The sequence below is a fragment of the Rhodopseudomonas palustris genome (genome assembly GCF_003591005.1).
GTDB lineage: Bacteria > Pseudomonadota > Alphaproteobacteria > Rhizobiales > Xanthobacteraceae > Rhodopseudomonas > Rhodopseudomonas palustris_K.
Genome location: NZ_QYYD01000012.1, coordinates 1 through 17,150 on the forward strand (window position 1 = coordinate 1; position 17,150 = coordinate 17,150).

Sequence of the window (17,150 nt, forward strand, 5' to 3'; positions counted from 1 at the left end):
GGTGCTCGGCCCCCCCCCCTGGGGGGGGGTGGGGGCCGCTGCCCGGGGTCGCGGGGGTGGGGGGGGCCGCGGGCACAGTGCCTGGGGACCCCCACCCCCGACCCCTCCCCGCAAGGGGGAGGGGAGATTGGGCGCTTCGCCCCGCACGGTCATTCCGGGGCGCGCAGGAGCTGCGCGAATCCGGAATCCAGAGGTTGTGAGCAAAGGAGATTCCGGGTTCGCGCTACGCCCGCCACGGACTGACCGTCACAATTACTCCTGCTTCAACCTGAACGCGCCGTCGCGGATTTCGATCAGGAAGGCGGAGCGCTCGTCGTAGCCGTTGTGGTTGTCGGGGGTCATGTTCGACAGGCCGTTGTTGAGCGGCAGGTCTTTCGACTTTTCGATCTGGTCGCGGATCGCGGCGCGGAATTCCGGCGTGCCGGGCCTGGCGACCTTCAGCGCCGCAGGGATCGCATTTTCGACCAGCGTCATCGAATCCCACAGATGCGCGCCGAAGATCGAAGGCAACGCGCCGCCATTGGCCGCCTTGTAGGCGTCAACGAACCGCGCCTTGACCTTGCGGAACGGACTGTCCGCCGGCATATCTTCGGCGCCGCTATAGGCCTCACCGGTGAAGATCGCGCCTTCGACGTCCTTGCCGCCGAGCTTGATGAATTCCTCTGTCGCAACGCCGTGGGTCTGGTAGATCGCCCCCTTGAAGCCACGCTCGCGCAGCGCTTTCTGCGGCAGCACGGCGGGCGTCCCGGCCGCCGCGATGAACACCGCATCGGGCTTGGTGGCGATAATCTTCAGCACCTGGCCGGTGACGCTGGCGTCGCTGCGGGCATAGACCTCGTGAGTCGTCAGTTCGAAGCCGAGCTTCGGCGCTGCGGCCGCCAGCACCTTGTAGTAGCCTTCGCCATAAGCGTCCGAGAAGCCGATGTAGCCGACCTTCTTGGCGCCGGTCTTGGCGATGTACTTACCGATCGCCTCCGCCATGATGTCGTCGTTCGGCACGACTTTGTAGACCCATTTGCGCCGCTCTTCCATCGGCGCCACCAGGATGGCGGCGGCCGCCATCGTCATCAGCGGCGTCTTGGCTTCGGCCGCGATGTCGATCAGCGGCAGGCTGACCGGCGTCAGGGACGAGCCGATCAGCACGTCGACCTTTTCTTCCGACAGCAGCTTGCGAGCGTTCTGCGCCGCCTTGGTCGGATCGGACTCGTCGTCCAGCGCGAAGTAAGTGATCTTCTCGCCGCCGATCTCCTTGGGCAGCGCCGCCACCGTCTTGGACTGCGGCTGACCGAGCGCGGCGCCAGGGCCGGACGCGCTCATGGTGATGCCGATCTTGATGTCGGCCGACGCGGCGCCGACGCCGGCCAACATCGCCGCCACCGCGACGATCAGGGTCTTGCTCTGTTGCATGGACGTCCTCCTCCGTTTTGTTATCGTTGGTACGCTTCTGACTTGAGCATGATCTTTTCCGAAAACCGGTATCCACTGTTCGGGATCATGCTCTAGTACTCTTGCCCGCCGAGACCGAGATAACTTTCGACCAGCCGCGGGTCGGCGGCGATGTCCGCGGGCGATCCTTGCTTGGTAATCGATCCCAGCTCCATCACATAAGCATAGTCGGCAACTTCAAGCGCCGCACGGGCGTTCTGCTCGACCAGCAGGATCGACACGCCGGTCCTGCGCAGATCGGTTAGAATGTGGAACACGTCGCGCACGATCCGCGGTGCGAGGCCCAGGCTCGGCTCGTCGAGCATCAGCAAGGTCGGGCGCGCCATCAGCGCGCGGCCCATCGCCAGCATCTGGCGTTCGCCGCCCGACAGCGTGCCGGCGAGCTGAGTGCGCCGCTCCTTCAGCCTTGGTAGCCGCGCGTAGATCTCCTCCATCGTCTGGCTGCGCTCGGCGCGGCTTCGGCGAAAGCCGCCAAGCAGCAGATTGTCCTCAACCGCCATGTCGGCGAACAGTTCACGCCGTTCCGGCACCAGGCACAGTCCGGCCTTGACCCGCGACTCCAGCGCGACGCCGCTGATCTCGGCACCGCGAAAGACGAGTCGGCCGCGCGCCTTGAGCAATCCCATGACGGCATTGAGCAGCGTGGTCTTGCCGGCGCCGTTGGCGCCGATCACCGTCACCAGCGCGCCCTGTTCGACCTTCAACGAAACGTCATGCACCACCTCGGCGCGGCCATAGGCGACGCTGACGCTTTGCACCTCGAGCAGCGCGGTCACGACACGCCCCCGAGATAGGCTTCGAGCACGGCCGGGTCCTGCCGGATCGCGGTCGGCGCGCCCTCGGCGATCTTGGTGCCGAAGTCGAGCACCACGAGCCTGTCGGCGAGGCTCATGACGAAATCCATGTCGTGCTCGACCAGCAGCACGCTCATGCCCTCGGCCCGGACCTCACGCAGCAGCCTGGCGAGCGCCTTCTTCTCACCGACGCGCAGCCCGGCGGCCGGCTCATCGAGCAGCAGCAGTACCGGCTCGAGACACAGCGCGCGCGCCACTTCGACCAGCCGCAACTGACCGAGTGCCAGCGTGCCGGCCGGCTCGTCCGCCACCTCGGCAAGGCCGACACGGGCGAGTGCACGGCGGGCGCTGTCGAGCAACTGCGCCTCTTCGGCGCGATCGAGCCGGAAGATCGCGCGCAGCACGCCGGCGCGGCCGCGCAGATGCGCGCCGAGCGCAACGTTCTCGACCACGCTCATGTCGGCGACGATCTCGACGTGCTGGAAGGTGCGGCCGAGGCCGAGCCGGGCGGCGCGCTGCGGCGTCTGCGCGGCGAGCGGATGACCTTCGAATGCGATCCTGCCCGACGTCAGCGGCAGCACGCCGGTGATCAGGTTGAACGTCGTGCTCTTGCCGGCGCCGTTCGGGCCGATCAGACCGATGATGCGCCCGCTCTCGACCTCGAAGCCGACGTCGTTGACGGCCACCAGCCCGCCAAAACTCTTGCGCGCCTGTTCGGCCTGCAGCAGCGGCGTGCCGGGCGGCGGCAGCGGCCGCGCCGGCAGCCGATCGGTCTCCGCAGGCGGCGGCACGTTCGGCGGCGGCGGCGGGCCGAACAGGATCGGCCACAGCCCGCCGGGCGCCGTCTGCAGCAGCAGCACCAGCACGGCACCGAACGCGATGATCTCGAAATTGCCGGTGTGGCCGAGCAGCCAGGGCAGCAGATCCTGCAGCTGATCGCGCAGGAAGGTGATGCCGGCCGCGCCGAGGATCGCGCCATAGACCCGGCCGGCGCCGCCGAGCACGGCCATCAGCAGATATTCGGTGCCGGCCGTGATGCCGAACGGCCCCGGCGACACCGAGCGCTGGAAATGCGCGTAGAGCCAGCCGGCGAGCCCGGCCAGCATCGCCGCATAGACGAACACCATCAGCTTGGCGCCGGCGGTGTTGACGCCGAACGCCTCGGCGGCGCGCGTCGAGCGCCGCAACGCCCGCACCGCGCGGCCGACCCGCCCGCCGAGCAAATTCTGGGTGGCAATGACCGCCAGCACCACCGCGACCCACACCACCACGAAATAATCGCGTGGCGCGATCAGCGCGTAGTCGCCGATCCTCAGCGCCGGAATGCCGGGCAGCCCGTCATGGGCGCCGAGCCAGTTCAGATTGCCGAACAGATAGTAGAACGCGATGCCCCAGGCGATGGTGCCGAGCGGCAGATAGTGACCGCTGAGCCGCACCGTGATGGCGCCCACGAGCAGCGCCGCGATCATCGTGACCAGCAGCGCGACCGGCAACGTCAGCCAGGGCGAGATGCCGTAGTACACCGTCAGCACCCCGGTGGTGTAGGCGCCGAAGCCGACGAACGCCGCCTGCCCGAACGACGTCATGCCGCCGACGCCGGTCAGCAGCACCAGCCCGATCGCAACGAGACTCGAGATGCCGATGTAATTGAACAGCGTGATCCAGTAGTCCGGCATCAGCCCGGTGAACGGCAGGATCAGCACCGCCGCGGCGATCGCCGCGGGGATCAGCTTGGGCGCAGCGGGCTTCATTCGGATTCCTCGGCGTGGGGCGCGACGATCGAGCGCCAGGCGAGCACCGGGATGATCAGCGTAAACACCAGCACTTCCTTGAAGTTGCTGGCCCAGAACGAAAACAGCGCCTCGGCGAATCCAACCGTCAGCGCCGCCAGCACCGTCAGCGGATAGCTCACCAGCCCGCCGAGAATGGCGGCGACGAAGGCCTTCAGGCCGATCAGGAAGCCGGAATCATAAGCCACCGTCATCAGCGGCCCGACCAGCGCGCCGGACACCGCACCGATCAGCGCCGCCAGCGCGAAGGCGATCTGCCCTGCGGCCGAGATCGGGATTCCGACCAGCCGTGCCCCGGTGCGGTTCGACGAGCAGGCTTTTAGCGCCTTGCCGAGCAGGGTGCGGCCGAAGAACAGCGCGAACAGCAACAGCAGCACAGCCGTCACCACAAGCACCGCGACGCTCTGCCCGGTTATCAGCAGTTCACCCAGGGAGAACGATTGCGACGACAGCGGCGTGGTGCCGGTGCCTTCCGGCCCGAAGAACAACAGACCGAGCCCCATCAGCGAGAAGTGCACGCCGAACGAGGCCATCAGCAGCACCAGCACGCTGGCGTGGGCGATCGGCTCGAACGCGATGCGGTACAGCATCGGGCCCATCGGAGTGATCAGCGCGATCGCCAGCAGGATGCTGCCGACCTGACCCATTTTCATGGGCGCCAGCGCGCGCGTCAGCAGCAGCAGCGCCACCGGCAGCGCCAGGTCGAACAGCACCACGAAGGCGACGCGGCGCAGCGTCAGATCGCGAAAATGCCGGATCAGTTCGGACGCTGCCGCGAGGCAGCCGAGCGCCAGCAGAAGCCACGGCGTTGCCGGCGCCACGCCGTTTTCCAGCGCCGCAATGGTCAGCGCCGTGAACGCGACGAACTCGCCCTGGGGCACCAGAATGACGCGCGTGACCGCGAACACCAGCACCAGCGCGATGGCGACGAGCGCATAGACTGCACCGTTGATGATGCCGTCCTGCAAAAGAAACAGGAATATCGTGGTGTCCACGCGTCCTCCCCCGGCGCGATCTGGACACTTTGGCGGTCCAGTTTCGTTGAGGCTGGTAAAATTCACCAACCGATCGTTCAATTCAAGGGAAATGACGCGACAGCGCCGGATCGGCCAACGAGCCTGCCCGGCCGCGCGATCCCCGACGCGCAGCACGGGAAGGCTAATGCAGGGACCGTTCGCGAGATATCCTACGATGGGACCAAGGCGGCCCGCCGCATCCAGCGCAGCAGCACGATGGTGCCGACCAGCGCGGCCGCCAGCAGCGCCAGCGCAACCAGCAGGGCGAAGCGGCCCGAGGATGTATCAGCCAGCGCGAAATACAGCGCGCCAAAGACCGCAATGCCGGCGGCGTTGGCGATCTGCGTGGTGGTGCCATACAGCCCGGAGGCCGAGCCGGCACTCTGCGCCTGCACGCTGGCGAGCACCGCGCCGGACAGCGGCGCCATCACCAACCCCTGGCCATAGCCGACCCCGATCAGCACCAGCGCCAGCAATACGGGCGAAGGCGCCGCCACCGTCGCGACAGTCAACGCGATCACCGCGAGGCCGGCTATCTGAAGCAGGCAGCCCTCGATCAGCACCAGCGTGCCGCGATGTCTGGCGCGCGCGCCGGAGTGCCGCGACGCAATCACGAAAGCCAATGCCAGCGGCAGGAACACCAGCCCGGCCTGCAGCGGTGGGATCTGCAGCGCCATCTGCATGTAAAGCGTGATTACCAGATAGAACGACTGATTGGCGACGAAGAAGCAGGCCACCGCGCCGAGCCCGCGCGTGAACGCCGGATCCTTGAGTAGCTCGAGATCGATCAACGGCATGCCGCCGCGCGCCGCCAGCGCCCGCTCGTAGCGTAGGAACAGCGCCACGATCACGCCGCCGGCCACCATCGGCAGCCAGATCCACGGCGCCCAGCCGAGTTCCTGGCCGAACAGGAGCGGCCCGATGATGCCGAGCAGCCCGACGAACAGGATGACCGCGCCCGGCAGATCGAGCCGCGTCCCCGGCCGTCGCGGCGCCTGCGGGACGATCAGCACGGCGGCCGCGATGATGATCAGCCCGACCGGACCGTTGACGAAGAAGATCGCTCGCCAGCCGAAGCCGCCGAGATGCAGCGTCACCAGCAGGCCGCCGATTGCAAAGCCGGCCGCACCGGCAAGCCCGAGCACGACGCCGTAGATAGCAAACGCTTTGGCCCGCGCCGCGTCGGGAAACAGCACGTGCAGCGTCGCCAGCACCTGCGGCACCATCAGCGCCGCGGTCGTGCCCTGCGCCAGCCGCGCCAGGATCAACTCGGTGCCGGACTGCGCCAGCCCGCACCACAGCGAGGTCAGCGTAAAGCCGGCGACGCCAATGAGAAACACCGTCTTGGTGCCGTAGATGTCGCCGAGCCGGCCGCCGGTCACGATCAGCGTCGCATAGCCGATTAGATAGATCGCGATCACCGCGCCGAGCTGCGACGACGACGCGTTCAGATCGATCGCGATCGTCGGCAGCGCGACGTTGACGATGAACGCATCGACCCCGAACATGAACTGCGCCGCCACCACGATCGCCAGCACCTGCCAGCGGCGCGAAGAGGCGGTGAACGGAGTGGTGGTCGAGGCTGATGGCATGGCGGCGAGTCCCGGTGGCAGAGCGACGAGCACAGCCTTGCAGTCAGTCTGCGTCGGGTCGATTACCAGAGAGGTAAGTAAATTCGGTCGCCTCCTGCCTCTCCGTCATTGCGAGGAGCGAAGCGACGAAGCAATCCAGCGCCGAGCACGGGGCTGGATTGCTTCGCGGAGCCTGTCATCGGGCGGCGCTATTGCGCCGACCCGTTGGCTCGCAATGACGGGGAGAGGCCGTGCTCAAACGAAAAGGCCCCGGCGAACCGGGGCCTTCGACGATCATCATCCAAAGACAGCCTTATCCCCACGGGCCGCGAGACGAGCCACCGCTCCACGGGCTGCGCGAGGTGCCGCTGCCGCGCGGCTGACCGCTTCGCGGGCCGGCTGCCGGACCGCGCGTGGCCGATGCGGTGGGACGCGCCGCACCACCGCCGCCGATTTCGCCGGCGAGGCGCTGCAGCGCGGCGACGCGGTTGTCGGTGGACGGATGGGTAGCAAACAGATTGTCCATGCCCTGGCCCGACAGCGGGTTGATGATGAACATATGCGCGGTCGCGGGCGCCCGCTCGGCGTCATAGTTCGGCACCTGATGCGCCGCGGCCTCGATCTTGCGCAACGCCGAGGCGAGCCACATCGGCTGGCCACAGATTCGCGCGCCCATCTCGTCGGCGGCGTATTCGCGGGTCCGGCTGATCGCCATCTGCACCAGCATGGCGCCGAGCGGCGCCAGGATCATCAGCGCCAGCGAACCGATGACACCGGGGCCGCTGTTGTTGCGGTTGCCGCCGAAGAACATGCCGAACTGCGCGATCATCGAGATCGCACCGGCGATCGTCGCCGTGACGGTCATCAGCAGCGTGTCATGATGCTTGATGTGCGCCAGCTCGTGCGCCACCACGCCGGCGAGCTCCTCGCGGCTGAGTTGGCCCATCAGCCCCGTGGTCACCGCCACGGCGGCGTTCTCCGGATTACGGCCGGTCGCGAACGCATTGGGCTGCGGGTTGTCCATGATGTACACCCGCGGCATCGGCAGTCCGGCGCGGGCGGCCAATTCCGCGACCATGCGGTGGAGGTCCGGTGCGGTGCGCGCGTCGACCTCCTGGGCGCCGTACATCGACAGCACCATCCGGTCGGAATTCCAGTACGTAAAGATGTTCATGCCGGCCGCGACGACCAGCGCGATCAGGGCGCCGCTGGCGCCGCCGATCAGGTAGCCGACGCCCATGAACAGCGCGGTCATGCCGGCCAGCAGCATCGCAGTCTTGAAGTAACTCATGATCCTTCTCCTGCGTGCCGCTTCCCGAGAGCAGCGGGTCACGCTCCCGTGAGATGGTAACTCTTTGGGTTCGAACAAGATCGATCTGTGCGGCTGCGCGTCGCGGCTTGCGGCACTGCCCCCGAAGGGGCAGATTGTCGCAGTGACCGAGCTTGACCCCCATCCTGTCGAGACCGACCCGACTGCGCCGCGCGACGCCGTCCGCGTCTATCCGCCTGGTGTCACCATCGTGCGGCGCAGCCAGCGCGGCCGTAGCTGCGCGCCCGACATTTTGACCATCGAAGAGTTGCAGCGCTGGTTGCTGCTCGAGGCGTCCCGTGAACGCGAACTGCTGCTGACCTTCGAGGCGCTGCTGTGGCGGATGAACGCGGCGGGGCTGCCGATCGATCGCGCCACGCTGCATATCGGCACGCTGCACCCGCAGTTGCTCGGCTTCGCCTGGAACTGGCGCTCGTCGGATGGGCTGTGCGACGAAGTGCAGGTGCAGCAGTCAACCGCCGACACCGACGCATTCAAGCTCAACCCGCTGCGGCGGATTTTTGAGGAAGGGGCGGCGCTGCGTCGTAATCCGCAGGACGCTGCCGCGCAGGCCGAATTTCCGATTATGCGTGATTTGGCCGCCGGCGGTTATACCGAATACTTCGCGCTGCCGCTCGGCGGCGAAGGCTTCCGCCACGCCGTCACCCTGTCGACGACACGCCCGGGCGGCTTCAGCGACGAGCACCTGGCCGAGATCAAGCGCGTGCTGGTGCTGTTCACCTTGCATGTCGAGCGCCACATCGCGGTGCGCATCTCCACCAATGCGCTCGGCGCGTATTTGGGCCCAGTCGCCGCCGCCAAGGTGCTGAGCGGCGACATCAAGCGCGGCAGCGGCGAGCCGATCCGCGCCATCATCTGGGTATCTGACATGCGCGGCTTCACCGACCTGTCCGACCGGCTCAGCGGCTGGGACACCATCACGGTGCTCAACGCCTATTTCGAAGTGTTTGTCGACGCGGTGCTGGCCCAGGGCGGTGAAGTGCTCAAGTTCATCGGCGACGGATTGCTGGCGGTGTTTCCGCTCGGCGACGATGGCTGCGCCGCCGGCGACGCCGCGCTCGCTGCCGCCCAGGCCGCGCAGGCCGGACTTGCCCGGCTGAACAGAGAACCGCCGCCGGGCCTTGCTGCCATCGAGGGCTGGCGGCCGCTGCGGGCCGGGATCGCGCTGCACGAGGGCGAGGTGTTCTTCGGCAATATCGGCGCCCCCAACCGGCTCGACTTCACGGTGATCGGCCCGGCCGTCAATGAAGCCAGCCGGGTCGAAGCGCTGCAAAAGATCCTCGGGCGCAACATCCTGATTACGGCGGCAGCCGCTCGCCACATCAGCATGCCGCTGGAGCCGCTCGGCGCCTACCCGCTGCGCGGCGTTGCAACACCGATGACGATCCTGGCACCTCACGACGTCGTCGCTATTCACCCGCAGACGGCGGCGTCGTAACCGGCCCCGCGCCGAGTTAGCACTTGCCAAGCCGATCAGACGCCTCCTATTTTCAACTGCAACAAAGCCGCAAGACGGGGCACAACCCCCGCGCAGGCTGCAGGAAACGCGGAGGACACCATGTCGATCCAGCTCGCGGCCCCATCGCTCGTCGCCCGGCCGGCACCGCCGAAGCGCAGCGCGCTCGCCCACATTCCCGGTGACGAAGGCTGGCCGATCATCGGCCGCACCCTCGAAGTGTTGGCCGACCCAAAGGGGCAAGTCGAGATGATGGCCCGCACCTATGGGCCGGTATATCGCAGCCGGGTGCTCGGCGAGACCAGCATTACGCTACTCGGCCCCGAGGCCAACGAGTTCGTGCTGTTCGACAACAGCAAACTGTTTTCCTCGACCCACGGTTGGGGCTCGATCCTCGACCTGCTGTTTCCGCGCGGCCTGATGCTGCTGGATTTCGACGAGCACCGGCTGCACCGGCGCGCATTGTCGGTCGCGTTCAAGGCCGGGCCGATGCAATCCTATCTGGCCGAGCTCAACGACGGCATCGCCCGCCGCTTCGCGCAGTGGCGCGCCACGCCCGGCGAAATGCGATGCTATCCGGCGATGAAGCAGCTAACGCTCGACCTCGCCGCAACCTCGTTCCTCGGCACACGGATCGGTGCCGAAACCGAAGAGATCAACGCTGCCTTCGTCGATATGGTGGCGGCTTCGGTGGCGCCGATCCGCAAGCCGTGGCCCGGCACAGCGATGGCGCGCGGCGTGCGCGGCCGCAAGCGCATCGTCGCGTACTTCGCTGAGCAGATCCCGCTGCGCCGCGCCCAGGGCGGCGACGATCTGTTCTCGCAGCTGTGCCGCGCCACCCACGAGGACGGCGCGCTGCTGTCGACCCAGGACATCATCGACCATATGAGCTTCCTGATGATGGCGGCGCACGACACGCTGACCTCGTCGCTGACCTCGTTCGTCGCCGCGCTGGCCGCCGATCCGCCCTGGCAGCAAAGGCTGCGCGAGGAAGTCGCCGCACTGGGGCTGAAGCCCGGCGAGCCGATCGGCTTTGCGCAGCTCGACGCCCTGCCGCTGACCGAAATGGCGTTCAAGGAAGCGATGCGGCTGCGGCCGCCGGTGCCATCGCTGCCACGCCGCGCCACCCGCGAGTTCACTTTCCGAGGCTACACGATTCCCGCCGGCACGATGGTGGCGGTGAATCCGCTGTTCACCCACCACATGCCGGAGATCTGGCCCGATCCCGACCGGTTCGATCCGCTGCGGTTCTCCGACGAAGCGCAGCGCGGCCGTCACCGCTTCGCCTGGATCCCGTTCGGCGGCGGCGCCCATATGTGCCTCGGCCTGCACTTCGCCTACATGCAGGCGAAATGCTTCGCCGTGCACCTGCTGCAGAACGTCAGCGTCAGCCTGCCGCCGAACTATACGTCGAGCTGGCAGATGTGGCCGATCCCGAAGCCGAAGGACGGGCTGCGGGTGAATGTGGAGCCGGTGAGGTAAGCTACCGGCAGTTGTCGGTGCGTGTCTTGATGATGAGCCCGCCCCGTCATTGCGAGCGAAGCGAAGCAATCCAGCGCAGTGCTAGGCGCTGGATTGCTTCGTCGCTTCGCTCCTTGCAATGACGGGGCGAGGTCTTCACCCGAGTCTCACCCCTCGCTGTGATCGAACGCCTTGCGCAGCGCGACGTAGCCTTGCTGTTGCTGGGTCCAGTTGCGGCCGCCGGTGATGCCGCCGTCGATCACCAGATCATGGCCGTTGATGAAGCCCGACTCGTCGCTGGCGAGGAACACCGCGGCGTGCGCGATATCGTCCGGAATGCCGGCGCGCTGGATCGGCTGCGCGGTCTTGTAGATCTCGCGCATGGTCGCCGAGGTCTTCTCGGCCGCTTCGGTCGTCAACCCGAGCGCCTTGCCGAAGATGCCGGTGGCGATCGCGCCGGGCGAGATGCTGTTGACGCGAACGCCGGACTCTCCGAGTTCCATCGCCACGCATTTGGTGAAATGGATCACCGCTGCCTTCGCGGCGCCGTACACGAGCGACGACGAGAACCCGGCAAGCCTGCCAGCGATGCTGCCGTTGTTGATGATGCTGCCGGAGCCCTGCTTCTTCATATGCGGGGCGGCGTGCTTCATGCCCAGCATGACGCTGCGCACCAGCGTCGCCATCGCGGCGTCGAAGCGATCGACCTCGAGCCCCTCGATGCCGCCGGTCTGCGCCGGCCCGCCGGCATTGTTGAAAAGGCAGTCGATCCGCCCGAAGCTGTCGACCGCCGCGTCGATCAGCGCCTTCATCTGCTCTTCTTGCGTCACGTCGGTCTGGCGGAAGATGCAGGCAGTGCCGAGCTGAGCGGCCAGCGCGTCGCCCTCAGGCGCCCGCCGCCCGGCAATCACCACCTTGGCCCCCTCCGCGACGAACACTTCGGCCGTCCGCAAGCCGATGCCGCTGGTTGCCCCGGTGATCACCGCCACTTTGCCGCTCAGTCGTCCCATCGCCCTCTCCCCTGTTTGGATGCGGTCGCCGCCGCATCGGCCTGGTCGTTGATCCTCTGTTAATGACAAATCGCGCTGTCGCAATGCAAATCGAAAGCGTCGCAGGATCGAGGCGAGTTTTAGAGGTGTGACTTAACCAATATTACAACCAAGCTTGCCATTGTCCGCCGCGATGTGCAGCGCAGCGACTCCCCAACTTTCGTCCCCAGCGGCGGAATTGCCGGCCGGCGAGGACTTGGTCGCGACCGAGAATCGATTGCGCGCGGCATCTCGCGTTTTTGACCTTGAATTGCTGCACTCGATCCTTCACGCGCTGCCGTCCGCCGTCACCGTGCAGGACGAGCGCGGCGATTTCCTGATCGTTAACGATGCTGCCGCAGCCTGGATAGCATCGGACCAGTTCCATTCACCCCACGATCAGCACCGCGTCGAAGCGATGGCACTGCTGGCAGCGGGTCGGCCGGCCGTCATCGAGAAGCAGATCGGCGCCGCCACCACCGCCCGGACGTATCTGACGGCGCATCGACCGATCGAACTCGGCGGACACCGGCTGCTGCTGTCGAGCGCTTGCGACATCACCGAACAGAAGGCCATCGAAGACCGGCTGTTCCGCCGCGCTTACTTCGACGAACTCACCGGGCTGCCGAACCGCAGCGTGATCGAACGCCGCGCCGACGCGTTGCTGCGCGACGACGGGCCGGCAAGTCGCTTCGCGCTGGCCTTTCTCGACATCGACAATTTCAAGCACATCAACGATTACTACGGCCATGCGGTCGGCGACGCGCTGCTCGTCGGCGTCGCCAAGCGGCTCGGCCTCGAATTGCGTAGCACCGACACGCTGTCGCGGATCAGCGGCGACGAATTCCTGCTTTTGCTGAATCCGATTCAGAGCCGCGACGAGGTCGCCGACTACATCGAATTCCTGCTGCAGCGGCTGCGGGCGCCGTTCTATATCGATGGTTCCGAACTGTTCGCTTCCGCCTCGACGGGCGTCAGCCTGTATCCCGAGCACGGCCGCAGCTTCGATGCGCTGCGCCAGAACGCAGACATCGCGATGTACCGCGTCAAGAGCGCCATCAAAGGCGGCGTGGTGATGTTCGATGTCGCAATGGAGCACGAAGCGCTGGAGCGGATGGCGATCGAGCAATCGCTGCGCCAGGCGATCCTCGACAAGCGGTTCTGCTGCGCGTTTCAGCCCAAGGTCGATATCCGGACCCGCGACATCAAGGGCATCGAGGCACTGGTGCGACTGCGCGACGACAACGGCGTTATCCAGGCGCCCGGTACTTTCGTCGATCTCGCGGTCGAACTCGGGCTGATCGACGAGTTGACCCATCTGGTCCTTGCCGAGATCACGAAGTCGATCGACCTGATCAACGACACGTTCGGGGAAGGCGTCAGCATCAGTATCAACGTCGCCGCCAAGCAGGCCGGCAATTTCGATTTCATGCGATCGTTCTGCGCAGCGCTCGCCGCCACCGGATTTCCGTCACGCTTCATCGTCGAGGTGACGGAAGACGCATTCGTCGCCAAGAGTCACTTCCAGAGCGAGATTCTGCCGCTGCTGCGGCAGATCGGCGTCGGCATCTCGATCGACGATTTCGGCATCGGCTATTCGTCGCTGTCGGCACTCGCCGACATCACTGCCGACGAGATCAAGATCGACCGCTCGTTCATTACCGACATCCATAAGCGGCCGCGCAGCCAGGGCATCCTCAAGGCGATCGAGTCGCTGAGCGAAGCGCTCGGCATGACGGTGATCGCCGAAGGACTCGAGACTTTCGAGGAACTGGCCTACCTCCAGGCCGCTACCAAGATCCGCTATGCGCAGGGTTACTACTTCTCCAAGCCGATCTTCCTCGAAGAGTTGAAGCCGGCCGCGCAGGCCAGCGGCCGCGCCAGCGCCTATGGCCGGACCGCCGAACCGGCCCGCGCGGCGATGTCGCGCGCGAACGCCGGTCGCGCGTAGCTTGCCTTGATGGGCGGGCCGAGGCTCCGGAGAACTACGGTATTTTTGGCTTGATCTAACGCAATGTGACTGACCCGCTCATCGGCGATGGTCGCGCCACTCCAAGGACAGATCCGGAGGGCGTCATGCCTGCCCACTCCCGCCCCTACCCCTTCGTCGATCGCCTGATCGACACCTTCGCCACCTGGCTCAAGCAATCGCCGCGAAGTCACCGAGATGTGCCAGTTCGACGCGGCTGAATTCGGCCGCATCGCGCACGATCTCGGCGTCACCTCGACTGATCTCGACGAACTGGTTCGCCAGGGACCACATAAGATCGACGAACTGCCGCAACTGCTCAAGGCGTTGGGCATCGACGAAGACGCGATCGCCCGGACGCAGCCGCTGGTGCTGCGCGACCTCGAACGCGTCTGCGCGCTGTGCCGCCATAAGAGCGAGTGCGACCACGATCTCGCCGACGGCTCGGTGGCCGAGCACTACCAGGCCTACTGCGCCAACAAGGTGACGCTCGACGCGCTCGGCGACGACGTCCACACCTCGCCCTCGACCGCCCGGCACTGAGCGCCGATGCGCAAAGGCGCGGTCTGGTTTGCAACCACCGCTCTGATCGCCGCGGTGCTGCTGATGCCCCAGCCGCACCGCGCTCAAGCCTCGGCCTTGCCCGAGGCGATCGCCGCCGGCCATCGCATGGCGGTGAATTGGTGCGCCGACTGCCACGCGGTGGAACGCGGCGAGATAACGAGCGGCAGGGGCCCCGCCTTCCAACGCATCGCCGACATGCCCTCGGCAACCGAATTGTCGCTGAAGGTGTTCCTGCGGTCGAGCCATGCCAACATGCCGAACTTCATCATCGCGCCCGCGGATGCGGACGAGATCGTCCGCTACATCCTCAGCCTCAAGCGCGACTGATGCGGCCGGAGCAGCACGGCCCATCTCCATTTCGAGCACCGCGCCGCGGCTGCAATCGGTGAAGGGCGCATGGACTTCGACCACAGCGACAAGGTCCAGCGGCTGCGCGCGCAGCTCAACGACTTCATGCGGTTTCACGTCGAGCCGCAGAACGTCGCCTGGCACCACGAGGTAGCGGCCGGCCGCTATCCGCTGGCGCTGATCGAGCGGCTGAAGTCGCGGGCGTTCTCCGAAGACCTCTGGAACCTGTTTCTGCCCGGGCTCGGCGACGACGACCCGGGACAGCGGCTGACCAATCTCGAATACGCCCCGCTCGCCGAGATCATGGGACGCGTGCACTGGGCATCCGAAGTCTTCAATTGCAACGCGCCCGACACCGGCAACATGGAGCTGCTGCAGCTCGCAGCGACGCCCGAGCAGCGCTCCCGATGGCTCGAACCATTGTTGATCGGCGAGATCCGCTCCTGCTTCGCGATGAGCGAGCCGGACGCAGCGTCGTCGGATGCGCGCAACATCCGGACCAGCATGGTCCGGGATGGCGACGACTACGTGATCAACGGCCGCAAATGGTTTATCACCGGCGCCGCGCATCCGAACTGCAAGCTTGCGATCGTGATGGGGATGACGGGCGAGCATCTCGACGCGTCCTCGACCGAACGGCACTCGATGCTGCTGGTGCCAATGGACACACCGGGGCTGAGCGTGGTCCGAGACATCCCGATCATGCACCACCACGCGCCCGAAGGGCATTGCGAGCTGCTTTTCCGCAATGTCCGGGTGCCGGCCGCCAATCTGCTGGGCCAGGAGGGCAAGGGCTTCCGGCTGGCGCAGGACCGGCTCGGGCCGGGCCGCGTGCACCATTGCATGCGCACGATCGGTCAATGCGAGGTCGCGCTCGAGCTGATGTGCGAGCGCGCGCTGGAGCGCAAGGCGTTTGGCAGGCATCTGGCCGACTACGCCAACATCCAGGACTGGATCGCGGAATCGCGGTTGGAAATCGATCAGGCGCGGTTGCTGGTGCTGCGGGCGGCGCATCGCATGGACTGCGAGGGCAATGCGGCGGCCCGCGTCGACGTCTCGGCCATCAAGCTGGTGGCGGCGCGGCTGCAGACCCGGATCGTCGACCGCGCCATGCAGGTGTTCGGCGCGATGGGGCTGACGCCGGATACGCCGCTCGCCTATCTGTGGACCTGGGGGCGGGCGATGCGTTTTCTCGACGGACCGGACGAGGTCCACCTGCGGGTTGTGGCAAGGGCCGAATTGGCGGCGGCGCGGGCACAGGCCGGACGCAATGCCTGTCAGTTCGTCCCGCCGACGCAGCTGCTGCGTTAGGCCTTCGGTTTCTCGATCACCGTCACCAGCCAGCGCGGGGCGTTGCCGGACTTGTCTTCCTTGACGGCGCGGACGATGCCGGTAATGGACGAACCGCCGATCTTGATGGTCGCCGCACGACCGCTGAACTGCGCGATGCGCGAGCGGCGAGCCTCCTTCACGTCGGTGGTTTCAAGCGTCTGCGTCATCATGGGGCTGAACTCCGTCGGCGGCGACTATCCCGGCAACGTCGTTACGCAGTGATTAAAATGCCGGCTCGTAGGAATACCGATGCGGCGCGGCTGCGCGCGATCTCGAGCCGTGAGCCGCCGATCTGCGCTGTGATCCCCTGCCGCGTCCGTAAATGGCCTTCGTCCGGAGTCGACTGTCAGCAATTCGCCTGACTGGCGGCTGTTTTCGGTTCGTTTTATTTCAGCAAGGTTGGCATCGGCCCGTGCCGACGCCTCCACGAACCGTGTCGTGGAGGCAGTTTGCGTGATGGGTCGCGCGTGCGCCGTCCTTTCCCTCCGCCCGCGTGGCGCGAGCGTGGATGAACCTGAAAAGGCACCCGTGATGACGGGTGAACATAGGTATCTCACATGCAAATCTGGCTTGCTGCTTTTGCCGCCGCTTTGATTGTCGTGATCGGCTACGCGGGCGGCCCACCCGGGGCGCTTGTTGCGCTGCTCACTTTCCTGATAGCTCTGTTCCTGCTGTGGGCGCGCGACCTCGGCTTCAAGGGTGCGTGGGACCGGTTCGGACTGCAATCCTTGAACCCACCACTGTGGAAGCCCGAGAACCTGGAGCGGTTCAAGGCGCTGTTCATCGACGAACAGAAGCTGGTGAAGGCGACCACGATCACGGTTGCGCTGATTGCTGCGGCGATGCTGCTGCCCCGCAACCTTGTCGTCTTTATTTATGCGGCCGCGCTGGCGCTCGGCGTTTTCGAAGTTTACCGCAATACCAAAGCGGTGACGGCACAGCCCGGCACCCGCATCAACTGATCCCCGCGCCGCCGGCGCAGGAAAGTCCCGATAAATTCAAGGCCGGCGCTGCAAACGCCGGCCTTTTTGCTGTCCGGACGCCG

At 66.3% G+C, this 17,150-nt stretch carries 14 protein-coding genes and 1 pseudogene; 7 read left to right on the plus strand and 8 right to left on the minus strand.

Annotated features, from left to right (window positions below; translation table 11 throughout):
- Nucleotides 1-252: 252 nt before the first annotated feature.
- The 6 genes from D4Q52_RS12910 to htpX form a co-directional block, all read right to left on the minus strand.
- Nucleotides 253-1,407, minus strand: coding sequence for an ABC transporter substrate-binding protein (locus D4Q52_RS12910; protein ID WP_119856981.1), 1,155 nt, complete (start codon nt 1,405-1,407; stop codon nt 253-255).
- 92 nt (nt 1,408-1,499) lie between these two features.
- The gene (locus D4Q52_RS12915) at nt 1,500-2,222 is read right to left on the minus strand and encodes an ABC transporter ATP-binding protein (RefSeq protein WP_119856982.1); all 723 of its coding nucleotides are present in this window, start codon (nt 2,220-2,222) and stop codon (nt 1,500-1,502) included.
- Nucleotides 2,219-3,991 carry an ABC transporter permease subunit gene (locus D4Q52_RS12920; protein WP_119856983.1) on the minus strand — a complete coding sequence of 591 codons (1,773 nt, stop codon included), beginning with the start codon at nt 3,989-3,991 and terminating at the stop codon, nt 2,219-2,221. The genes D4Q52_RS12915 and D4Q52_RS12920 overlap by 4 nt, the downstream gene beginning before the upstream one ends.
- A complete protein-coding gene (locus tag D4Q52_RS12925) occupies nt 3,988-5,025 on the minus strand; it encodes a branched-chain amino acid ABC transporter permease (RefSeq protein ID WP_119856984.1) in 1,038 nt (345 codons plus the stop codon). Before D4Q52_RS12925 ends, D4Q52_RS12920 begins: the two co-directional genes overlap by 4 nt.
- Before the next feature lie 191 nt (nt 5,026-5,216).
- Nucleotides 5,217-6,638: an MFS transporter gene (locus tag D4Q52_RS12930; RefSeq protein WP_119857114.1), complete on the minus strand. Its 1,422-nt coding sequence runs from the start codon at nt 6,636-6,638 to the stop codon at nt 5,217-5,219.
- Nucleotides 6,639-6,930: 292 nt separating this feature from the next.
- Nucleotides 6,931-7,908, minus strand: a complete 978-nt coding sequence (gene htpX / locus D4Q52_RS12935) for a zinc metalloprotease HtpX (protein ID WP_119856985.1) — start codon at nt 7,906-7,908, stop codon at nt 6,931-6,933.
- Between the two features lie 142 nt (nt 7,909-8,050).
- Here htpX and D4Q52_RS12940 point away from each other — a divergent pair, with 142 nt between their 5' ends.
- Nucleotides 8,051-9,385, plus strand: a complete 1,335-nt coding sequence (locus D4Q52_RS12940) for an adenylate/guanylate cyclase domain-containing protein (protein WP_234831183.1) — start codon at nt 8,051-8,053, stop codon at nt 9,383-9,385.
- A gap of 120 nt (nt 9,386-9,505) precedes the next feature.
- The gene (locus D4Q52_RS12945; RefSeq protein ID WP_119856987.1) at nt 9,506-10,885 is read left to right on the plus strand and encodes a cytochrome P450; all 1,380 of its coding nucleotides are present in this window, start codon (nt 9,506-9,508) and stop codon (nt 10,883-10,885) included.
- A gap of 146 nt (nt 10,886-11,031) precedes the next feature.
- On the opposite strand, the gene D4Q52_RS12950 is transcribed toward D4Q52_RS12945, so the two are convergent.
- Nucleotides 11,032-11,874 carry an SDR family NAD(P)-dependent oxidoreductase gene (locus D4Q52_RS12950; RefSeq protein ID WP_119856988.1) on the minus strand — a complete coding sequence of 281 codons (843 nt, stop codon included), beginning with the start codon at nt 11,872-11,874 and terminating at the stop codon, nt 11,032-11,034.
- A gap of 172 nt (nt 11,875-12,046) precedes the next feature.
- Between D4Q52_RS12950 and D4Q52_RS12955 the strand changes: the two genes are divergently transcribed.
- The 4 genes and pseudogenes from D4Q52_RS12955 to D4Q52_RS12970 all read left to right on the plus strand — a co-directional run bounded on the left by D4Q52_RS12955 (nt 12,047) and on the right by D4Q52_RS12970 (nt 16,084).
- Nucleotides 12,047-13,843, plus strand: a complete 1,797-nt coding sequence (locus tag D4Q52_RS12955; protein WP_119856989.1) for a putative bifunctional diguanylate cyclase/phosphodiesterase — start codon at nt 12,047-12,049, stop codon at nt 13,841-13,843.
- A 125-nt stretch (nt 13,844-13,968) separates the two neighbouring features.
- Nucleotides 13,969-14,404: pseudogene (locus tag D4Q52_RS12960) on the plus strand (hypothetical protein).
- Between the two features lie 6 nt (nt 14,405-14,410).
- Complete coding sequence (locus D4Q52_RS12965) at nt 14,411-14,752, plus strand: c-type cytochrome (RefSeq protein WP_119856990.1); 342 nt, start codon at nt 14,411-14,413, stop codon at nt 14,750-14,752.
- Between the two features lie 69 nt (nt 14,753-14,821).
- Nucleotides 14,822-16,084, plus strand: a complete 1,263-nt coding sequence (locus D4Q52_RS12970; protein ID WP_119856991.1) for an acyl-CoA dehydrogenase family protein — start codon at nt 14,822-14,824, stop codon at nt 16,082-16,084.
- Here the strand turns inward: D4Q52_RS12970 and D4Q52_RS12975 are convergent.
- A complete protein-coding gene (locus tag D4Q52_RS12975) occupies nt 16,081-16,275 on the minus strand; it encodes a hypothetical protein (protein ID WP_234831185.1) in 195 nt (64 codons plus the stop codon). The two genes, D4Q52_RS12970 and D4Q52_RS12975, sit on opposite strands and share 4 nt — an antisense overlap.
- Nucleotides 16,276-16,662: 387 nt before the next feature.
- Here D4Q52_RS12975 and D4Q52_RS12980 point away from each other — a divergent pair, with 387 nt between their 5' ends.
- Nucleotides 16,663-17,067: a hypothetical protein gene (locus tag D4Q52_RS12980; RefSeq protein WP_119856992.1), complete on the plus strand. Its 405-nt coding sequence runs from the start codon at nt 16,663-16,665 to the stop codon at nt 17,065-17,067.
- The last annotated feature ends 83 nt before the right edge of the window (nt 17,068-17,150 follow it).